10 protein-coding genes are annotated in these 19,985 nt (G+C 59.0%); 2 read left to right on the top strand and 8 right to left on the bottom strand.

The genetic code is table 11. From position 1 onward, the window contains the following. Positions 1 to 25: 25 nt before the first annotated feature. The 8 genes from WMO46_RS09670 to WMO46_RS09635 all read right to left on the bottom strand — a co-directional run bounded on the left by WMO46_RS09670 (position 26) and on the right by WMO46_RS09635 (position 16,816). A complete protein-coding gene (locus WMO46_RS09670; protein WP_349094269.1) occupies positions 26 to 1,666 on the bottom strand; it encodes a RagB/SusD family nutrient uptake outer membrane protein in 1,641 nt (546 codons plus the stop codon). Positions 1,667 to 1,686: 20 nt separating this feature from the next. Next, positions 1,687 to 4,812, bottom strand: a complete 3,126-nt coding sequence (locus WMO46_RS09665; RefSeq protein WP_349094268.1) for a SusC/RagA family TonB-linked outer membrane protein — start codon at positions 4,810 to 4,812, stop codon at positions 1,687 to 1,689. A 19-nt stretch (positions 4,813 to 4,831) separates the two neighbouring features. Continuing rightward, complete coding sequence (locus WMO46_RS09660) at positions 4,832 to 6,403, bottom strand: fasciclin domain-containing protein (RefSeq protein WP_349094266.1); 1,572 nt, start codon at positions 6,401 to 6,403, stop codon at positions 4,832 to 4,834. A 33-nt stretch (positions 6,404 to 6,436) separates the two neighbouring features. Next, on the bottom strand, positions 6,437 to 8,002 hold the full coding sequence (locus tag WMO46_RS09655; RefSeq protein WP_349094265.1) for a fasciclin domain-containing protein: 1,566 nt from the start codon (positions 8,000 to 8,002) through the stop codon (positions 6,437 to 6,439). 26 nt (positions 8,003 to 8,028) lie between these two features. After that, on the bottom strand, positions 8,029 to 9,528 hold the full coding sequence (locus WMO46_RS09650) for a RagB/SusD family nutrient uptake outer membrane protein (RefSeq protein ID WP_129650097.1): 1,500 nt from the start codon (positions 9,526 to 9,528) through the stop codon (positions 8,029 to 8,031). A gap of 12 nt (positions 9,529 to 9,540) precedes the next feature. Continuing rightward, the gene (locus tag WMO46_RS09645) at positions 9,541 to 12,888 is read right to left on the bottom strand and encodes a SusC/RagA family TonB-linked outer membrane protein (protein WP_349094264.1); all 3,348 of its coding nucleotides are present in this window, start codon (positions 12,886 to 12,888) and stop codon (positions 9,541 to 9,543) included. A gap of 36 nt (positions 12,889 to 12,924) precedes the next feature. Further along, entirely contained in the window at positions 12,925 to 15,165 is a 2,241-nt protein-coding gene (locus WMO46_RS09640; RefSeq protein WP_349094263.1) for a fasciclin domain-containing protein, read from the bottom strand. A gap of 139 nt (positions 15,166 to 15,304) precedes the next feature. Further along, entirely contained in the window at positions 15,305 to 16,816 is a 1,512-nt protein-coding gene (locus WMO46_RS09635) for a sulfatase-like hydrolase/transferase (protein WP_349094262.1), read from the bottom strand. Positions 16,817 to 17,020: 204 nt separating this feature from the next. On the opposite strand from WMO46_RS09635, the gene WMO46_RS09630 reads away from it, so the two are divergent. Both WMO46_RS09630 and WMO46_RS09625 read left to right on the top strand, forming a co-directional pair. Beyond that, positions 17,021 to 18,586 carry a sulfatase family protein gene (locus WMO46_RS09630; protein WP_349094261.1) on the top strand — a complete coding sequence of 522 codons (1,566 nt, stop codon included), beginning with the start codon at positions 17,021 to 17,023 and terminating at the stop codon, positions 18,584 to 18,586. A 1-nt stretch (position 18,587) separates the two neighbouring features. After that, positions 18,588 to 19,979, top strand: a complete 1,392-nt coding sequence (locus tag WMO46_RS09625) for a sulfatase family protein (protein ID WP_349094260.1) — start codon at positions 18,588 to 18,590, stop codon at positions 19,977 to 19,979. Positions 19,980 to 19,985 lie beyond the last annotated feature (6 nt).

Raw genomic sequence — 19,985 nt, 5'->3', positions numbered from 1 at the left:
TATCTTCGTAATGATTCCAATTCTCTTATTTGTCCAACTTCAAGTCGTAGTCGATAAACCAGTTGGCGGGGTCTTTCAGTTTCGCATAATAAGCGGGGCGTTCTGCAACCGGGAACTTGCGCATAATCATTCGGGCAAGCATCGACGGATTGTTGCTGTTACGGGCCATGCGCATTATGGTAAACCAGCGTTTTCCTTCGCCGGCCAGTTCGCGGCCCGTCTCCTCAATGATCAGGCTGTCGAGCACCTGGCGCCTGCGCCCGGCGTACTCCGGACTTCCGGGATCGAGCGCCCCCATGAACCGTTCGTCGGTGGAACGCACGGCCGGGAGGCTGAGCCTTCCGCGGACACCGCGCCCCGCCTTCAGTTTCTCATAAGCGTAGATCGGCGCGTCGAACGGCGGATTGTAACGGTTGCCCGAAACCCAGTAAGGCTGGAAACCGTCGTTGAGAATGGCATCGGCGGCATCGTAGTTGCCCATCGCGGAGAGCGCCTCGGCGATCATCAGATGGATTTCCGCCGCCCGGTATAGGTAGATCGGAGCGTCCTGGCTCTGGATGGAGCGGATATAGTTGTATTTGTTGAACACGCTCTCCCCCATGCTCGTCGTAAAGGTGACCGGATCAGTGCGCGGATCTTTGGCTACCTGGGACCCCGTCATCTGATAATCGGCACGGAGCGAAAAACGGGATGTCAGCACCGCAGTCGGCTTCATGTAGTACTCGCAGACGGTTTCGCTCGAAAAGAGCGAATAGAGCGGATTGATCTGGCGCTGCGAATAATCGTAGAGCACCATCGTGAGGCCCTCGTTGGTCTGGGGGTTGGCCGGCGTATCGGAGAAGAGCGAGCCCCACTGTTTCGTCTTGCCGAACTGCTCCGAAAGGGTGAATTTGTTGTTGTCCCCGGCAGGCGTCAGAGCCTGTCCCGTGATCAGGTTGATGCCCCTTTTGGCCGCGGATTCGTAATCCTTGTTCCAGAGATAGAGCTCGCACAGCAGGGCGTCGGGCGAAATGGCGATGCTGTTCCAGATACCCGTCGTGCCGAACATCGTGTTGATGTCCACGCGGCGGAGTCCGTTGATGTTGTCCACGCCGGTGTTCATGAAATGAATCAGCTCGGGAATCAGCTCGTCGAACGTCAGCACGGGAAGTTTGCTCAGATCCGTCTCGCCGGTCATCGCATAGTCGTAATAGACGGCCTTGCCGTAGAGTTTGCCGATATTGAGATAAGCCCAGGTGCGCAGCGCGACCGCCCCGGCGATCATCTGCCGGTAGGTAGTGGTCGGAATAACGCCCGGATAGCTCTTGTTATATTCGATGGTATTGCGCATGAAGTCGTTGCAGTTCATCACGATGCGGTACAACGGCGCAGGATCGGCCACCGAATTGTCCGGCTGAACGTCGTAGCGGAACACCTCCCAGTAGCTGTCGGGCGCCTGATCCGTAGGGGTCAACAGATCGCCCCACAGTTCGCTCGTCACCACGAGTTTGGGCGCCACGTCCTGCAAGGTCCCGTACAGACCCATGAAGGAGGCGTAGATATTCGAACGTTCGGTATAGTTATCGTCCGCGTCGAGCATGTTGTCCGGCGTCTGCTCGAAAAAATCCGAACACGACGCCAGCGAAGCGGCGCACAGGACAAGCGTTATCTTTTTGAAAAGTTTCATAACTCGTATCGTTTTCACCGTTAAAAATTCAGGATAAGACCGATTTTCACATATTTCGGCACGGGGACCTTCGCAACGTCCATACCTGCCATAGCCATGTCATAGGAGTAGGCGAATTCAGGGTCGGAGCCCGTGTAATCCGTGAAGCAAAGGAGGTTTTCACCCGTGATGAAGACCTTGAACCCGGTCATGAAGAGCAGTTTCTTCCGGGTCTCCCACGAAATCGTCAGCTCCTTGAGTTTCAGATAGGAACCGTCCTCGATCCAGCGCGAAGAGAAGCGGTTGTTGCCGGCCGGATCGCCGTAGACGACGCGCGGAATGTCGGTCTGCTGCCCCTCGGCCATCCAGCGGCGACCCATGCTGGCCGCCTGGTTGGTAAAGCCCTTGCCCAGTTCGTTGTAACGGCGGGTTCCGTTGTAGACCTTGCCGCCGCAGCTGTACGAGAAATTGGCGAACAGCGAGAAACCCTTCCAGCTCATCCGGGTATGGAAGCCGCCGAAGAAATTGGGGTCGGCGCAGCCGAGAATCTCCCGGTCGCTGTCCGTAATGAGCTTGTCGCCGTCGAGGCTGCGGAAACGCACGTCGCCGCCGGTGTAGGGATAGCCGCTCAGGGTCGTCAAGCCCTCGGCTGCGGCCTGCTCCGAGGTGGCGTAAACGCCGTCGGCGCGGTGTCCGTAATAGGAGAAGGGAGCTTCGCCGACCTTGTTGATGAGCGTCACGCCGTCGCCGAGGTCGATGGTCTGCTGATCCTGACCGCCGAGGCTCATGATACGGGTCTTGTAATAGGCGATGTTGCCGCCGACGCGCCAGCGGAATTTGCCTCCGGTCAGCAGGACGCTGGCGCTGAGCTCCACGCCGCGCGACCGCATCGAACCGCTGTTCTTGTAGATGACGCCGGAACCGTAAACGGGCGAAGCCTTGGTATCGACGATCATGTTGCGGGTATATTCCTGGAAAATGTCGGCGCTCACCGAGAACTTGTCGCCCAGCAGCGAGAAGTCCACGCCCAAGTCGATGTTGGTCACGCGCTCGGGACCGATCTTCTGGTTGGGAACCCCGGCGCGGACCAGGCCGCTCACGTCGCGCAGCAGTTGCAGCATGTAGTAATAGCTGCCGTAGGCGCTGCTGTAACGGCTGTTGGGGTTGACGCTGTATTCGCCGCGCACCATCAGGTTGGAAACGCTCCGGCTGTCGCGCAGAAACGGCGCGTTGCTGATCTTCCAGCCCGCCTTGACACCGGGGAAGAGATACCAGCGGTCGCTGTATTTGCCGTAGGTCGAGGAGGCGTCCACGACCCCGATAGCCGAAAGGTAGAGCTGGTTCCGGAAATTATAATCGGCTTTCAGATAGACGTTCATCCAGTTCAGGAGCTCGGCGTAACCGCCCGAAGAGCGGCCCACGGAGGAGACGTTGGAGAGCGTGCGGTAACGGTCGGTCGTGGTGTTGATGCCCGATCCGCTGCTGGCCTGCGTGCGCGACGAGATCATCTGCCACCCCGCTCTCAGGTCGAGGTTGTGACTGCCGGTCGAGAAATTGTAGGTCACGCCGACCTTGCCGAAATAGTCCCTCGATTCGGACGAGCCGCTGCGGACCGTATTGAGCGCGAGACCGCCCATCAGCGGGGCGATGGTCCCCGAGCTCAGACCGCCGATGAAAATGTCGTCCTTGACATAACGGTAGTAAATACCGAACGTCATGTCGGCTTTCAGGTTCTTCAGGATATTGTAGTTCAGACCCGTGTTGACGAGGAAATCATAGATCTTGTTCTTGCCCTCGATGCCCGTCAGCATGGCCACGGGGTTGGAGACGTTCATCACGGGGTCGATCCGCGCATATTCGGTCAGGATGGCCCCGCGGTCGTCAACCTCGTAGATTCCGGTCAGCGGGGAGTGGGAATAGGCCGCCAGCAGCGGGTTGGTCTCGGGCGAAAGGCCCTGCTCCTGGAGCTTCATCTCCAGGAAATCGAAGGAGATCGAAGCGAAAGCGCTGAGTTTCTCGCTGAAATTGATATTGGTATTGCCGTTGGTGTAGAACTTGTCCCGCGTGGTTCCATCGACCACGCCGTTGCCCTTCTGGTAACCGGCAGTAACCAAATACTGAACCACAGCGTCGCCGCCGCGCACTTTGAGCATGTTGTCCGATACGAACGCGGGCGAATAGATCTCTTTCTGCCAGTCGGTGTCGAAACCGTAGCGCACCTTCTGTCCGGCGGTCATGTCGCCGCTCAGGAATGGGAACGCCTTGCCGATCTCCCCGGAATCCGCATAGTAGCTGCCGGCGATATCGGCGATGTAACGGCTGAAGTCGAGTCCCGAAAGCAGGGGTAGCGTCTTGTTAATGAACCCCACGCCCTCGACGCTCTGCAATTCGACCAGCGTCCGGCTGACCTTACCGCGCTCGGTCTTGATCATCAGCACGCCGTTGCTGCCGAGCGAGCCGTACGGCATTGCGTCGGCGCCCTTCAGGAAGGTAATCTGCTCGACGTTGCCCAGGCTGACCGGTTCGAGCAGGTCGCCCGAAAAACCGTTGATGATATTCGACGAATTCTGGTCCGACAGGAAAGGAACCCCGTCAACGACCAGCAGCGGCGTATTCTGGCCCAGCAGCGTGCGGTTGCCGCGCAGGTTGAAGAAGGAGCCCTCCCCCACCATGCCGCTCTTGTTGCTCACGCGAAGACCCGCGAAGCGGCCCGTGAGAGCGTCGCTCGCCGTAAAATAACCGCGGTTGATGTCCTTGATGCCCACCGCTCCGGCCGAACCGATGCGGTCGGACATCGGGACTTCGCCGTCGGGCGAGGAGTAATGGTCGGTCGCCAGCGTGTTGGCCGACTGTTGGAGGTAGATCACCACGCTGTCCCGGCCGAGCAGGTTGACGCGGGCCGAAAAATAGCCCTCTTTCACCACGTTGAGAGTCGCCCGGTCGGAGAAGACCTTGGCCCGGAAAACACCTTTCGGACCGCTGACGACCGAACGCGCCAGTTCGTCGGAGCTGACCTGCGCCGCGCCGAGCGGCTTCCGGGTGTCGGCATCCAGCACGAGACCCACGATCTGACGGGCCGTCTCCCGATCCCGGTATTGCTGCGCCGCTGCTCGTCCCCCGGCAAAGAGTACGGACAGTAGCAAAATGTATTTGATGGAGTTACGCATTTTTCACTCTTTTTTGGGGTTAATAATTATCGGTCGGGGTGAGAACGATCCGTCCCACGCAGATCCGGCGCTTCTCGCCCGCGGTGAACTTGCCGGGAATGACAATCCGCAGTTCGAGCGGCTGGTATGTGCCGGTGACCTCGTATTCGGCGGAAAGCAGCCCGATCACATCGTTCCCGGTGGCCAGACCGTTGTCGAACGCATTGGCGACGATTCCTTCGGCACGTCCGATCAAGGTCATGTCGTTTTCGCCGTGGACCTGGTAAATGTCCAGAATGTCGGTCTGGTTGGCATTGTTGAACTTGTAGCTGACCAGATGGCACTGAATCTTGTACTTGCCCGGCATGACGCTGAGCGGGATATTCGTCAGCGATTCTTGATCGTAGGTGCAGCTCTTGAACTGGTAGTAGTTGTCCTGGAAATTGGTCGTGTATTGGAGGAAAACCGCCAATTTGTCGGGAACCAACCGGCTGTTCGCATTGTTGATCGTGCTTTTGTAGGAGTCGTAGGTTCCGGGATTCTTGGTGATGGAGCCTCCGCCGTCGATGATCTCCTTGCGCAAGAAGTAGGGATTGAACCAGAAGCTCTCGAAATAGACGCTGCGCGGAACGTAGCACCGGCTCATGGGATAGACGCGGCCGTTGCTCATCTCAACGGGATCGAGCACCGTCTGGTAATCGGTGCGGACATCCTTCCCGAGCACCGATCTCAAGGAACTGTTCGGCTGGAAATCGACCACCCCGCTGTGGAGCGACGCCTGCATCATCCAGTTCACCCACTTGACGGTGTCCTCCTTCGTCACTTCACGCTCGACGCTTTCCAGATACTCCGTCTTCTCCCGGAACATCGCCTCGAAAGCCGCATTGTCCGGTGCGAGAATCGTATAGCGCACGCTTTCGTCGTTCAGGTCGAGATCGTTCAGCAGGTCGTTCTTCACGATCCACACCGAATCGTAAATGATCCGGCCGTTCTCGTCAACGCCTGTGATCGGGCTGTTCTCCTTGTCGAAAACCCGCAGGTTATGCGCGAAAAGCGTGTCGCGGAAGCGCGAATAGTCGTCGCCGACCTCTTCGAGCCACTGGTAAAGGTTCTTCCGGGGCGTAAGCCAGTTGGCAGCCCGGTGGACGACCCCGTTTTCGAAGACCCGGTCGAGCTCCGAAAGCGCGACGCCATCGACGGTGTACCCCTCCGAGCCTTTTCCCACGGTGAGATATTTGCCCGCCAGAGTCCCCACGGTCGAAAGGCGGTCGAGATTACGGCTGAAAACCGTCGTGATCGAAATATGGTTGCGCACCAGGCGAATTTTCTCCGACGGGCTCATCGAAGCGACCCCGGCTGGCATCGGGTTGACCGGAGCCCAGACCGTCACGAGGTCCGTGCCCGACAGAGTTTCCGTCATGCCGGTCTCGGCGACGAGGTTCACGAAGTCGGAATAGTCGGGCGTCTTCTCCAGATATTCGAGGACGCTCCCCTCCCTGGTAGCCGTTTCGCCGCCCGTATAGTAGTCGTCCACGGCGTCGATGCAGGCCGAAGCGGTCAGGAACGCCAGGCAGCACAACGCTTTTACAATCTTATTTTCAGAAATATACATAAGTTTCATTTTTTGATTCTGCCACAAATGAGGTTATTCCACGGGAACGAACACGATGCGGTCGAATCCGCAGGTCCCGCCGACGGAACCGACCGTAAACCGCACCGTATGGGCCTCCTCGCTGGTCAGCGTACGATTGCCCCACGATCCCACTTTGTCGCCGTTGACGAAGTTGCGGTCGCTGCCCATCGACACGTCGTCCCACAGGATGTTGCATTTGCCGCCGTAGTCGGCATCGTTCGACTTCTCGATCGTGAAGGTGTAGGTTCCGGCAGGAAGCACGGGAATGTCCACTTCGAGCCAGCCGATGTCGCCCATGTCCCAGTAGAGAGCGTCGTTGTTGAGATAGCGGCCGTTATCCACGTAGGCGCTGTAATACCACACCTGCGCACTGGTCGAGGGAATCGACTCCCAACGGATGCCGGGAATCGAGAGGTCGTTTTGAATCAGGTCGAATTTCTGCACTTCGCTGCCCTCGCTCTTCTCGGCGCGGTAGAAGGGAATCGCCTGGAATTCGACCTTGTCGGTCGGCTCCCACACCACGACGTAATGGGCCATGGTTTCCGGGAGCAGCCCCAGATTGTCGATTTCATGGACATAACCGTTCTTGGCCGGAATGTCGCGCCGTCCATCGACGATGCGGAAACTCTCCTCGCCGGCCTGGGGGTTGAAGTCGATGGCGCTGCCCGTGTCGAGCACCGAAATGCCCTTGATCTCGGAACAGGAGTAGATCGTCATGGACTTATAGCCCGAGGGGAAGGTGGTCAGCTCGGCATATCCGTTCAGTTTATCCATCAGGTGATAACGCACATACTGATAGAAATCCGACTCGGGATCGGCGGGATCGCCGCCGCCGAAATAGGCTATCAGATCGTCCAGGCTGTTGATGCCCCGGTGGCGGAACACCTCGTCGGAAACGACCAGCACGGTCTTGTTCTCCCGGATGGTGGTCTCGTTGATCGTCCGGTAGGTGTTGTCGAGCCATTCATCGAACCCGCTGGCCCGGAGCGCCCCGGTGAAGATCGAATAATCGGAATTTCCGGAGATAATCCCCCAGACGCTCACGGTCAGAGGCTCCAGCAATTTGTCCAGCGTGTGTATCACGCCGTTGGTAGTCTCGATGTCCTTGCGGACGAGGAAAGAGGGCTCCTTGCCCTCGCCGTTGTCGATATAACGCTGCTGCGTCACGACATCGACCCCGGCCGTCAGGTAATCGCCGGTAAGGGTCGGCAGCGAAAGTTTCAGCATCAGGTTCGCGCTGGCCATCTTCGCACCGTTGATGATGTGGTAGCGCAGCAGGAAATCGACCTCGTCGTCCGGCATCTCGGCGATCGACTCGTAATCGGTCTTCTCCCGCAGATAGGTCCGCACGGCGTCGTTGTCGGCGACGAAGCAGGTAAACCGGCTGGCACCGAGGTTCATGGCGTTGTAGAGATCGACTTTGCGGAGCATCTCGACCCACATCGAAAATTCGGGCTGGCCGGAAAGCCATTCGCCGACAGGTTTCTCGTCGTAAGCACGGAACACCTGATCCTTGAACGGGTCGTTGCAGCTGCCCAGCAGCAGCGAACCCGCTATGATTGCTATGATTTTACGCATAAGGTCCTTTTGTTTGGTCGGTTAGGTTAGAGGTAATAAGGGTTTTGCACGAGCACCCCACCGCTGGCGACCATGTCGCTCTCGTTGATCGGCAGGAAATAGCCGTAGGTATTCTGCAATTTGGCTTCGTAGAGCGGACGGTCCTTGGCGGCCACGTTTTGAAGCAGCAGTTTGACCAGCTTGCTCTTGTATTTTCCGTCGTCGCGGATGGCCACCCGCACCAGGTCGAACCAGCGCTTGCCCTCAAAACAGAGCTCCCGCAGGCGCTCGTCCAGCACCAGGTCGATCATTTCGGACTGACTGGAGGGCATATCCGGGTGCATCGTGTATCCGGCACGCTCCCGGATCTGCCGGACAATCGCATAGGCTGCGGCCATGTCGCCCTCGCCCTCGCGCATGACCAGCGCCTCGGCGCGCATCAGAAGCACGTCAGCCAGACGGTAGAAAATCCAGTTGGCGTCGCGGCGTCCGGATTCCCGCAGGTTACTGACGCCGCGCGCCGTTCCGGCATATTTCCAGATTTTGCCGCTGGACTCGATATAACTGCCCCCGTCTCCGCGCTGATCGGATTCATCGGGAAACTCGTTGAACTTGGCGACGGCGGCGTCCGAAACGGCATAGTTGTTCGCATTGGCGCTCTCATTGTAAAACCACGCGAAAAGCGAATTGGTTTGGAGCTGCATGCCGTCCCACTGCAATTCGATGATGCTTTCGGAGGAGTTTCCCGGGTAATAGAGACCGTACCAGTCGTCCGTGGAGAGCAACGTATAAAGGCCCGATTTCTCGATATTTTCACACATGCCGATCGCCTCGTCGTACTCCCCGAGCCAAAGGTAGATGTCGGCGGCGAGGGCATAGAGCGCCCACACCGTAGCCCGTCCCTTGTTCTCCCACGAACCGGGATCGTAAGCCACCGGGATCAGCTGCGCACATGCGCGAAGGTCTGCGACGACGGTTCTCAGAATATCCATGCCGTCGCTCTTCGGAATCCGGAACTCCTGCCGGTCGTTCAGATAGGGTTCGGTGATATAGGGCACGTCCCGGAAGGTGCGGACCAGGTAGAAATAGCAGAGCGCCCGCACCCACTTCGCCTCGGCGATATACGCTTCGCAAGCCCTGTCGGTAAACGTCTTGTCGCGCGGCAGCACGTCGGCCGCATACCGGATGACCGCATTGCAGCGGCCGATGGCGTTGTAGAACGGCTGCCATTTGCAGATCGGGTTGTCGGACTTTATATCGAGCCCCTTGACTGCCAGCATATTCTCGTTGGAGGTAAGGCCGGGCCCCAGCTCCACCACGTCCCCGCGCAGCTCGCCCCAGCGAACCAGATATTCGAGGCTGCTGCGGAGCTGCTGGTAAGCGCCCATCATAACGGCATCGACCTCCTCCTTGTTGTTCCAGAACTCGTCGATCGGCTGTTCGTTCTCGGGTCGTACATCGAGCCAGTCGTTGCATCCCGAGGCCCCGGAAACCGTCAGAAGCAGCAGGAGTGTTTTCAGAAGATTAAAAAAGTATCTCTTATTCATAACTCGCACAATTTAGAAGCTAAACGAAATGTTGAACGCGATTTTTCGGGCAGGCGGCGTACGGCTGGTGTCTATCGCCAGACCGTAGGCACCCGCTCCGACGCCCACCTCGGGGTCCTGTCCCGAATAGTCCGTCAGGGTGAACAGGTTGTAGGCCGTGGCGGAAAGCACCATATTCATCAGCCCCAGTTTCCGGCAAAAATTCTGGGGAACGCGATAAGTCAGCGTAATGTCCTTGACCTTCAGGAACGACCCGTCCTCGACGTATTTGCTGGAACCCATCGAGTTGTAGTTCACGCCCCACAAGGCACGGGGCACGTCGGTCTGGTCGCCTTCGTAGCGCCAGCGGTGAAGCACGGCCTTCGACTGGTTGTTACCGGTGTTCATATTTTCAAGGTCGTGACGCACCATATTGACAATGCTGTGTCCGAGACGGAAATGCAGCGAGGTGCGCAACTGCCAGCCCTTGTACTTCAGCACGAGACTTCCGCCTCCGGTGAGCGTCGGGAACGAAGAACCGAGGTATACGATGTCCTGCTCGTCGATCACGCCGTCGTGGTTCAGATCCCGGTACTTGGCGTCTCCGGGGCGCATGCGGGTGGTGCCGCCCACGCGGATGGGAACCGTATTGCCGTTGACATCGCGGATAAGCTCGCCCTGGGCGTCGCGGGCCAACGTCTCGTCGTAATTCTGATAAACGCCGTCGAAAATATAACCGTAGATGGAGCCGATCGGGTTGCCCTCCATGATCTTCCGGGGGTAATTGCCGTTTCCGATCGTGTATTTCTCGGCGATCATGCTTTCGGGCAGCGAGGTGATCTCGTTGACATTGCGCGAGAGGTTGATATTGGAGAGTCCCAGCCGGAAAGCGCCTATTTTCACGATGTCGTTCAGGCTCACCGAGAACTCCCAGCCGCGGTTGCGGATGTCACCGCCGTTATACCGGCGCACGGAGCTGTAACCGGTCGTCGATTGGATGCTCATGTTCTCCATGATCAGGTCCGAGGTTTTCTTGTCGTAGTAGTCGAAACTGAACCGGATCATATTCCGCTTGAAGGCACCCTCCAAACCCAGGTTGTACGAGGAGACGATCTCGGGCCTGAGGTTGTCGAGCTGCATCTGGTTGGGCTTGATCGAAGGACGGTCCATATAGGCGTCCTCGTATGCGAACGTACCCGTAACGAAACTTGCGGCCGGAACGCGCTCGCTCTGTCCCCAGCTGGCTTTCAGGCGCAGTTCGTCGATCCATTTCGCCTCCTTCATGAATTTTTCGTTGTTGATTCGCCAAACGGCGGAGAGCGAAGGACGGATGGCCGACCAGCGGTTGTTGCGGCCGGTGTTGGAATTGGCGTTCAGACGGCCGGCGATGTTCAGGGCATAGCGTTCGTCGTACACGTAGTTCAGACTGCCCGCGAATCCGAGCGTACGCCGCTTGGCCCAGGCTGAATTCATCTTGATGATCTTACCTTCGGACGAAGGCGAGCTGACCGCTTCGGCGCCGCTGCCGGTGGTCGTGATGCTGTAACTGTTGTTGTTGGTGGCTTCGATCTGCTCCTGAAGCGTCGCCTGAATGCTGTGCCGGTTGATGTTCACTCCGTAGTTGATATTGACATCGGCATAGGTTACGGCCTTGTTGGACTGCGCTTCGAGACCCTGGTTGTAATTCTGATTGGACCACTTCACGTTCATCACCGACGAGGGCAGGAAACCGTTGGTACGGACGGCCGTGAGACGGTAAGAGATATTGGCCTTGATGTTCAGACCCTGAACCGGCGCATAGTCGATGCCGAAATTGGCACCCACGGTGCGCGCCTTGGTCCGCTGGGTCGATTCGAGCACGTGGGCGAGCGGATTGGGGAACGTCTTCTGGATGGAGCCTTCGGGCGTGCTGAAATACTCGCTGGTCGGATTTCCATACTGGTCCAGCACCCAGGGGCTCACGTTGGGCATCTTGATCATGGCCGTGTTGCGCACCGGCTTTTTCAGCTGATCGTTGATGGCATAGACCGAATTGGCCTCGTTCGTCGCATTCTCCGTCGCGCCGATGGCCAGGTCCTTGGACGTGGAGCCATAAGGCTGGTTGCGCGTCGATTCGGTGTAGTCGAATTTGGAGGAGACGCGGAACTTCCGCGAGAACTTGATCGTCAGGTTCAAGCGCGAGGTGATGCGCGCGAAGTCGGTCGCCTTGGTCGTACCGTCCTGATCGAGGTAGTTCAGCGAAAAGCGGTAATTGGCCACCTCGCCGCCGCCGTCCATCGCAAAGTCGGTCGTGGAGGTAAACGCATTCCGGGAAATGAGATCCAGCCAGTCGGTATTGCAGTTGAACTCGTTGAAATATTCGTAGGAACGGTCGTAGAGGATGTCCTTCTGGTTGGTCAGCGTCCTCACGCGCTGCTGGTCGTAGTCGCCGTCCTTGATCCAGTTCCACATGGCGTCCTGCATCAGCGTCACGTACTCCGGACCGTTGAGCAGCGGAATCGGCTTGGGATCGAACGCAAAGTCGAATTTCTGATTGAAGGAGAAGACGGGCTTATGCACGCCGCCCTGCTTGGTGGTGATCAGCAGCACGCCGTTGGCCGCACGGGGGCCCCAGAGCGCGGTGGCCGCCGCATCTTTGAGGATCTCGATCGACTGGATGTCGTTCGGCGAGATATTGAGCAGGGAGCCGAAATCCTCCACGTTGGCATCGCCGAAGTTGAAATCCTCGTCGATGTCGTTGTCCTGCGGAATGCCGTCGATCACGATCAGAGGTTCGTTGCTGGAGTTCAGCGACGCCGAACCGCGGATGCGGATCGTGGAGACCGTACCGGGATCGCCCGATGCCGCCACGATGTCGAGATTGGCCATTCGGCCCTGAATCATCTGGTCGATGGAGGTTACGCTCATATCCTCGAACTGCGTCACGTCGAGAAATTCGGTAGCCGTACCGAGGTTCTCGCGCTTGACGCCCTGGTCGTTCTTACGCACGATCTTGCCCTCGACGACGATGGACTGGATCGACTTGGCATCCTCTTTCAGACGCACGTCGTAGACCCGCTGCCCGGTATAGGGGACCTTCTGGGTGATATAGCCCACGAAACCCGTAACGATGGTCAGCTCCTTCGCGTCGGCGGGCACGCTCAGAATGTATTCGCCCTGAATACCCGTTACGGCTCCGACGATAATTCGCTGATCCTTGTTCTGCAAGTAGACCGTGGCGCCCGGCAGCACGCCCTGGCTGTCCGACACGACACCGCGCATCGTATAGCTCTCCTTCTTCTGGCTTTTGGCGCTTTTGGAGGATTGCTGCGCCTGTGCCGGAGAGAAATACGGCAGCAGGCACATGGCGGCCATTATTAGTAGAAGTGAAAAGTTTTTCATCATCCGCTGGTATGTAGTTTTGATTTTGGTTCTGACTTAGTTTCCGTACATCGTGCGATAATCGAAGCAGGTGGTGATGGAATAGGTCGCACAGTTGGTGCGCAGATTGATCACCCCGGGTTCCGTCGTGATGGAGTTGCCGGCCATGTCGGTAATCGTCAGCGACTCGGGATTCTCGGGATTCCACGCGATAGCCATCGTCTTGGCATCGACCTCGTTCTGGTACTCCGACAGCGTGACGTAGGTTCCCGAATAGGGCTCCTCCGTCGCTCCCTCGGGACCGAGACCCGGCAGCAGGTAATAGTTGAGCTTGTTCTTCTTCAGCGGCACGAAATAGTACTGGAGATATTTCCGCAGCTCCGTCACGTCGCCATCAACCACCTCGGGGATCATTCCCGCCGCTTTGGCGGCGATAACCGCCTCGTTGGTCGGGAAGAAGACCAGTCCGTCGGCGATCGGGGTGACCAGACCGCCGCTGTTGTTGCCCAGGCCCGCCGTGATCATCAGGGCCTTGAACTGCTCGTATTCCGGCAGCATACCGGTCTCGGAGTAGGCTCCGACGCGGGCGGGAATCACCCGGTCGATCTGGTAGACCGTTCCGTTTTCGGTATCGAACGTCGCCTTGACGACCAGCTCCCGGCCCGAATAGTCGTAAAGCGCCTTATCCTTTATATAAAAATAGGTCTTCTCGTCCTTGGCGATGAAATAACGCAGGTCGTCGGTTTCCGCCAGCTCGGGAAGAGTTCCGTAGACGAACTGGGACATCACCAGATTCGACACCTGGTTGGCGTTCATCGCACCGGACCTGCTGCGGAACGCATAGTCGCCGTTCGTCCCGGTTCCCTCGCTCGACGAATAACCGGCCGTGGCCAGGTCCTGATCGTTCTGGATGAAGAGCGTGAAGCGGTTGTTGGGATCGACCGTCTGATTGTACATGTTCTTCGTGTTGAAAGCCCGCGCGTAGAACGAAAACTGAGGATAACGGAACAGCGGGGCCGTCAGATAGGTGAAGACAGCCGGTTCGAACACTTTGTTCATCCCGTAAATGACGCCGTTCGAGCAGTAGGTCACGCTGCGCAGCTCCGACGACGAAACGCGGAACTGCTCGCCGTTCACGCCGGCCACCGGACGCCGGTCGAGCTCCGAAGGCAGGATCAGGTCCTGGCTCCCGTAGACATGGGCCCGCAGGAAATGGTATATGGCGTTTTTGGGAATCAGGCTCAGGAAATCGTCCGAGGTCTGCGTGCCGTACTCGCTGAAATACTCCTTCATATACTCTTCCAGCACCTCGTCGTCCGGCAGGAAACAGTTGACCGAATAACGCAGCGGACGGTCGAAGACCACGCCGCTCTCGTCGTGATAGGTCCATTCGCTGGCGATTTCCGGAATCTCGGCCGTACGGCTGGGCTCTTTCCAGTGGTAGAAATAGAAAAGCGAGTCGCCCGACGACGCAGCGTAGTTCTTCGACACGGACGCGTCGTACTTGTAAAGGCTGATCCGGTCGAAAAGACTCTTGCAGAGCGAATAATCGGCTCCGGTCCCCGAATTGTCCGACAGCTCCTTATATATGGTGCGCGAAGGCTCCATCACCTTATCGACGATGTAGAGATAACCGTTGTCGGTAGGGATGCCGCTTTCGATCACGGCGGCGTTGCCCGCATAAAGGCGGTCGTCCGACCCCTGCCAGTTCACGTCGGGAAAGAATTTGCGGTAGTCGCCCTCCGCATCGGAAATCCCCCGCTTGGCGAACATCCGGGTCGAGAAGACGGGCATGTACTTCTCCCGGGAGAAGAGCTTCACCTTCCGCCGGGTCACCGGGTCGGTATAATCCTCGATGGCGGCACGCCCGTACGTCTTGTACTTGTAACAGGAGCCGTCGCCCGCATCCGTCCCGTCCTCCGAAGAGGTCATCGAGAAAGAGAGGAAATCCTCCGTCGTGTAGGCGAACTGGATCATGTGGCAGCCTACGAGCAGCGTGAGCTCCTCAACGGGAACCTGATCTACGTCCGACGTTCCGTACCTGCCTTCGAGATAACTGTCGAAAGCATCGTCGTCGGGTGCAAAAACCGTCACGAGTCCGCCGCCGTCCACAAGCCTGCGGTAACCGCTGCGGTCGAGCGCCTTAATGAAGCTGGTGAAATTGCCTCTGCTTTCGAGAATCCGGCAAGTCGTTCCGAGCGAATATCTCCCGCCGTCCTTCTCATCCGTCGATTCACAGGCGGCGAGGAAGAGCACTGCCGCCGAAAGCATCAGCGACCATAGTCGAAATACCTTCATACAAATTGGTTTTAGGTTTAGTAAGTTTTACTCGATAACAAAGAAAGGCTGTTTCCGAGAAAACAGCCTTGAACTCTTATCCAAAAAACGTCATTTTTTGGTCAAATCAGGCGAAAGCGGCCTTGCAGCCCGTTCTGGGCTATTTCGCATCATTCATAAACAAGGCCGTCTGCTTCCACTCGCCGCGCGTTTCGTTCGTCTGAGCGGGGCCCGGAGTCGAACGTCCGCGCTCGATATGCTCCCTCATCCGGGCGGTCAGGCGCCGCACGACATCGGGATGTTCGCCGATCACGTTCCGCGTCTCTCCGGGATCGCTCTCCAAATCGTAGAGCTGCATGGCGGGAAGCGTGGCCATATACTCCCTGTCCTTGGGCAGGGTCGGGAAACTCCAACCGCCGGAACCGGCCGTAAAGAGAATCTTCCAGCGGCCCTCGCGCAACGAGAAGCAACCGGTGTTCGAATGGTGCACGGCATCGGGACGCACGTTCCGGCCCTCGCCCGTCAGCACGCCCCAGAGGCTGTAACTGTCCTCGCCTTCGCCGGGCGTGAGCCGGTAACCCGTCATCTCGGCGAACGTGGCGTAGAAGTCCGTGAGCGAAACGAGCCCCTGCTCGACGCGCCCGCCGTTCTTTCCGCCCCGCGACACGATGAGCGGCACGCGGTGTCCGCCGTCGAAAAGGTCGGACTTATACCCCCGGTAAATATAGCTGGGATAATGTCCGTCGGCCTCCATCTGTCTCACCCCCGCCCCGTGGAAACAGCCGTTGTCGGCGGCGAAGACGATGACGGTGTTCTCGTAAAGCCCCTGCTCTTTGAGCCGGGCGACCACCTGCGCCACCACGTCATCGACCATCATCACGAAATCGCCGTAGGGCGAAAGTCCCGACTTGCCGCGGAACTCCTCGGAAGGCAGGATCGGCGTATGCGGGGCCGTCAGCGGCATATAGAGGAAAAAGGGCCTGTCCTTGCGCTGCCGGGCGATGTATTCGAGCGATTTGCGCGTAATCCGTTGCAGACACTCCCCATGTTCGAAGTCGGCGCCCTGCGGACCGCTGCGCTGCAACAGGAGCCCTTTGCTGTCAGCGGCGGTCCGGTCCGGCAGCGCCGTCACCCGGTCGTTCTCTATATATACATAAGGTGGCATGTCCAGCGACGCCGGGATGCCGAAGAAATAGTCGAACCCCCGGGTCACGGGACCGCCGTCGATCGGACCGGAGAAATCCACCTCGCCGTCGCGCATCGCCCAGTTCCACCCCAGATGCCACTTGCCGATGCAGGCCGTCGAATAGCCCTGCTCCGAGAGGAAAGTGGCGATGGTGCGGCGGTCGGGGGCGATCAGCGGCGGGGAGTAGCTGTTGGTAACGCCGCTCTTGAGCGTCGTGCGGAAAGCGTAGCGCCCCGTCAGAATGCCGTAGCGCGAAGGCGTGCTGACCGAAGAGCCCGAATGGGCGTCGGTGAAGGTCACCCCTTCCCGGCAGAGCGCGTCGATGGCAGGAGTTCGAATCCGCGATTTTTCATTCAGGGCCGACACGTCGCCGTAGCCCATGTCGTCGGCCAGGATAAAGACGACGTTGGGCTGCGCGGCACAGGCCAGCGAAGAGGTCAGGGCGGCAGCCGAAACGAACGCTGCACGCTTGTCGAATTTCATCATATACGTCGGAATTAGGTTCGTAATTTCAGGAAAGGTAAAGGAAAAAATCGGCCCGGTCAACGCCCCGCCGCACCCGAACGGGGGTTTGGTCATTTTTTGGCCATATTTGGACAAAATAGAGCCCCCGGTCTGTCCCGATCCGCCTAATTTTGTGTCATCCGCTCCGGCGACCGACTAAAATTTCAATCTAAAATCAAATATCCGATGAATCCTGTTAAAATCCCGCTGGGTGCGACCGCGCTGCTGCCACTGGCAGTATCGACCGCAACGGGCCAGGAGACGGGAGCTTCCTCCAAACCCAATTTCGTCTTCATCATGACGGACCAGCAGCGCGCCGACCTCTGCGGCCGGGAGGGCTATCCGCTGGATGTCACCCCCTTCGTGGACCGTATGGCCGGCGAGGGCGTCTGGTTCGACCGGGCCTACACCCCGGCACCGATCAGCGGCCCCGCCCGCGTGGCGTTCCTGACCGGGCGTTTTCCGAAAGCCACGCGCGTGAAGTCGAACCACAATATCGAGGATGCGGTCTACGAGGACGACCTGTTCTCCTTCGCCCGCCGCAACGGATACCGCACGGCCCTCGTCGGCAAGAACCACGCCCACCTCAAACCGCAGGACGCCGACTGCTGGCGGCCCTACAACCATTTCGCCCAGCAGGGCCGGGTGGATGAAAAGGCCAAAGCCTTCAACCGCTACCTCGGCACGACCGATATGTACGCCGACTACAATCCGGCGCCGTTCGGTCCCGAGATGCAGCACCCCTGGCGCATGGTGGACGACGCGCTGGCATGGATCGGCAACGGTGATGACAAACCCTTCATGATGTGGCTCTCGTTCCCCGAACCGCACAATCCCTATCAGGTCAGCGAACCCTACTACTCGATGTTCCCGCCCGAGAAACTGCCGCCGATGCGGACCGACATCCGGGACCTTGCGGTGAAAGGCCCGGAATACGAACTTCTCCACGAGATGATGTCGCTGGGGCATGCGGGTTACTACGAACACCTCGGACGCCTGCGCAGCAACTACCACGGGATGATCCGCCTGATCGACGACCAGATAGCCCGTTTCGTGGAACAGCTCCGCAAAGAGGGCCTGTACGAAAACACGGTCTTCGTCGTGATGTCCGACCACGGCGACTTCGCCGGAGAATACGGGCTGATGAAGAAGGGCGTAGGGCTCTCGGACATCGTCGCGCGCGTGCCGTTCGTCTGGTTCGGCGGCCCGGTCCCGGCGCAGGGATTGAGCCATGCACACGTCTCGCTGGTGGACGTGTTCCCCACCTTCTGCGAGATGGCCGGGGGCGAGATTCCCGAAGGCGTGCAGGGCCGCAGTCTCGCAAACGTCATCGGCGGCGGCGACTACCCCGAGGAGGAGTTCCGCAGCGTGATGAGCGAAGACGGCTACGGCGGCCAGTACTACACCAAGGAGGACGGAACCGACTATGCCCGGGAGGGAGCCACCCGGAAGAAGCCCGGATTCTTCGACGAACTGAACACCTGGACGCAGAGCGGTTCGAGCCGCTGCGTGCGCATGGGAGACTGGAAACTGGAATTCGACATGCTGGGCAACGGCCGGATGTACAACGTCAGAAAGGACCCCTCGGAGATGAAAAACCTCTACGGCAACAGAAAATACGCCGCCAGACAGCAGGAGCTGCTGGCCGAACTGCTCAAATGGGAGATCGCCACCGACGATCCGCTGCCGCTGCCCCGTCAGCGCTACCGCTTCAAGCGCAATCCCCACAACTACCTGTTCTGCGCCGAATAAGATGGAGATGAAAGCAACCCGCATCGTCGTGACGGCCGCCGCCCTCGCGGCACTCCCGGCGGTCGCGGCCGCCAAACGGCCCAACATCGTGCTCGTCATCTCGGACGACACGCGCATGCTCGACTTCGGCTGTTACGGCAGTCCCGACGCCGTGACGCCCAACATCGACCGGCTGGCAGCGGAGGGTCTGCGCTTCACGCGGTTCTTCCAGGCGACGGCGATGAGCTCGCCCACGCGCCACTGCCTGCTCACGGGCCTCTACCCCGTGCGGTCGGGCGCCTATCCCAACCACACCTACATCGACGACGGCGTAGCGACCCTGCCCCAATATCTGAAAGAGTGCGGCTACCGGGTGGCCATGCAGGGCAAACGGCACATCGCGCCGATGAGCGCATTTCCTTTCGAGGAGCTGGCCAAGCCGAACGCCGACGTGAATCCCGCACGGATCGAACCGTTCCTGCGCGAAGTCGCCGAAAGCGGCGAGCCGTTCTTCCTCTACGTGGCCTCGCACGACGCCCATGTTCCGTGGACGCGCGGCGATCGCTCGCTCTTCGATCTGGCCACGCTGACCCTGCCCCCGACGCTGGTCGATACGCCCGAGGTCCGCGACCTGTACGTGCAGTACCTGGCCGAAATCAACCAGCTCGACACCGATGTCGGCCGCATCGACGCCCTGCTGAAAAAATACGGACTGGACGACGACACGATCTTCATCTTCACCAGCGAGCAGGGGCACCAGTTCCCGTTCGCCAAGTGGACCTGCTACGACGCCGGCCTCCAAACAGCCTTCATCGTGCGCTGGAAAGGCGTCACGCGGCCCGGCACGACCACCGACGCACTGTGCGAATATGTCGATGTGACCCCCACGCTCGTGGAGATCGCTTCGGGCGCGGTGCCGAAGGGCCTCGACGGCAAGAGCTTCAAGAAGGTGATCGAAGGCAGAAAATCGAGACACAAGCAGTATGTCTTCGGCATCCAGACCTCCCGGGGCATTCTCAACGGCCCCGACCACTACGGCATCCGCTCGGTCCGCGACGAACGCTACCTCTACATCCGCAACCTGACACCCGAAGCGACGTTCCAATGCGTCATAACGAAGCAGGAGTACTTCAAGGAGTGGCAGCGACGGGGCGCCTCGGGGGACGCATTCGCCCGGGAACGCGCCGGGCTGTACCAGAAACGGCCTGCCGAGGAGCTGTACGACATCGTGAAAGACCCCTGCCAGATGCACGACCTCGCCGCAGACCCCGCCTGCGCAAAAGTGATGGCCCGGATGCGCCCGAAGCTCGATGCGTGGATGAAAAGCCAGGGCGACCTGGGTGCGCAGACCGAACTGGACGCGACGCAGCACCTGCTGAGCAACCGCAAGAAAACCCAAAATACAAAACGATAAACTATC

Origin of the sequence: Alistipes intestinihominis, assembly GCF_040095975.1 — a bacterium.
In the GTDB taxonomy this organism is placed as follows: Bacteria; Bacteroidota; Bacteroidia; order Bacteroidales; family Rikenellaceae; genus Alistipes; species Alistipes senegalensis.
This window is presented reverse-complemented; position numbering and strand designations above follow the sequence as displayed.

Coding starts and splice junctions, on each gene's coding strand:
- WMO46_RS09655 (WP_349094265.1), bottom strand. CDS start 8,002: ATGCGTAAAATCATAGCAATCATAGCGGGTTCGCTGCTGCTGGGCAGC.
- WMO46_RS09640 (WP_349094263.1), bottom strand. CDS start 15,165: ATGAAGGTATTTCGACTATGGTCGCTGATGCTTTCGGCGGCAGTGCTC.
- WMO46_RS09670 (WP_349094269.1), bottom strand. CDS start 1,666: ATGAAACTTTTCAAAAAGATAACGCTTGTCCTGTGCGCCGCTTCGCTG.
- WMO46_RS09645 (WP_349094264.1), bottom strand. CDS start 12,888: ATGAAAAACTTTTCACTTCTACTAATAATGGCCGCCATGTGCCTGCTG.
- WMO46_RS09665 (WP_349094268.1), bottom strand. CDS start 4,812: ATGCGTAACTCCATCAAATACATTTTGCTACTGTCCGTACTCTTTGCC.
- WMO46_RS09625 (WP_349094260.1), top strand. CDS start 18,588: ATGGAGATGAAAGCAACCCGCATCGTCGTGACGGCCGCCGCCCTCGCG.
- WMO46_RS09630 (WP_349094261.1), top strand. CDS start 17,021: ATGAATCCTGTTAAAATCCCGCTGGGTGCGACCGCGCTGCTGCCACTG.
- WMO46_RS09660 (WP_349094266.1), bottom strand. CDS start 6,403: ATGTATATTTCTGAAAATAAGATTGTAAAAGCGTTGTGCTGCCTGGCG.
- WMO46_RS09650 (WP_129650097.1), bottom strand. CDS start 9,528: ATGAATAAGAGATACTTTTTTAATCTTCTGAAAACACTCCTGCTGCTT.
- WMO46_RS09635 (WP_349094262.1), bottom strand. CDS start 16,816: ATGATGAAATTCGACAAGCGTGCAGCGTTCGTTTCGGCTGCCGCCCTG.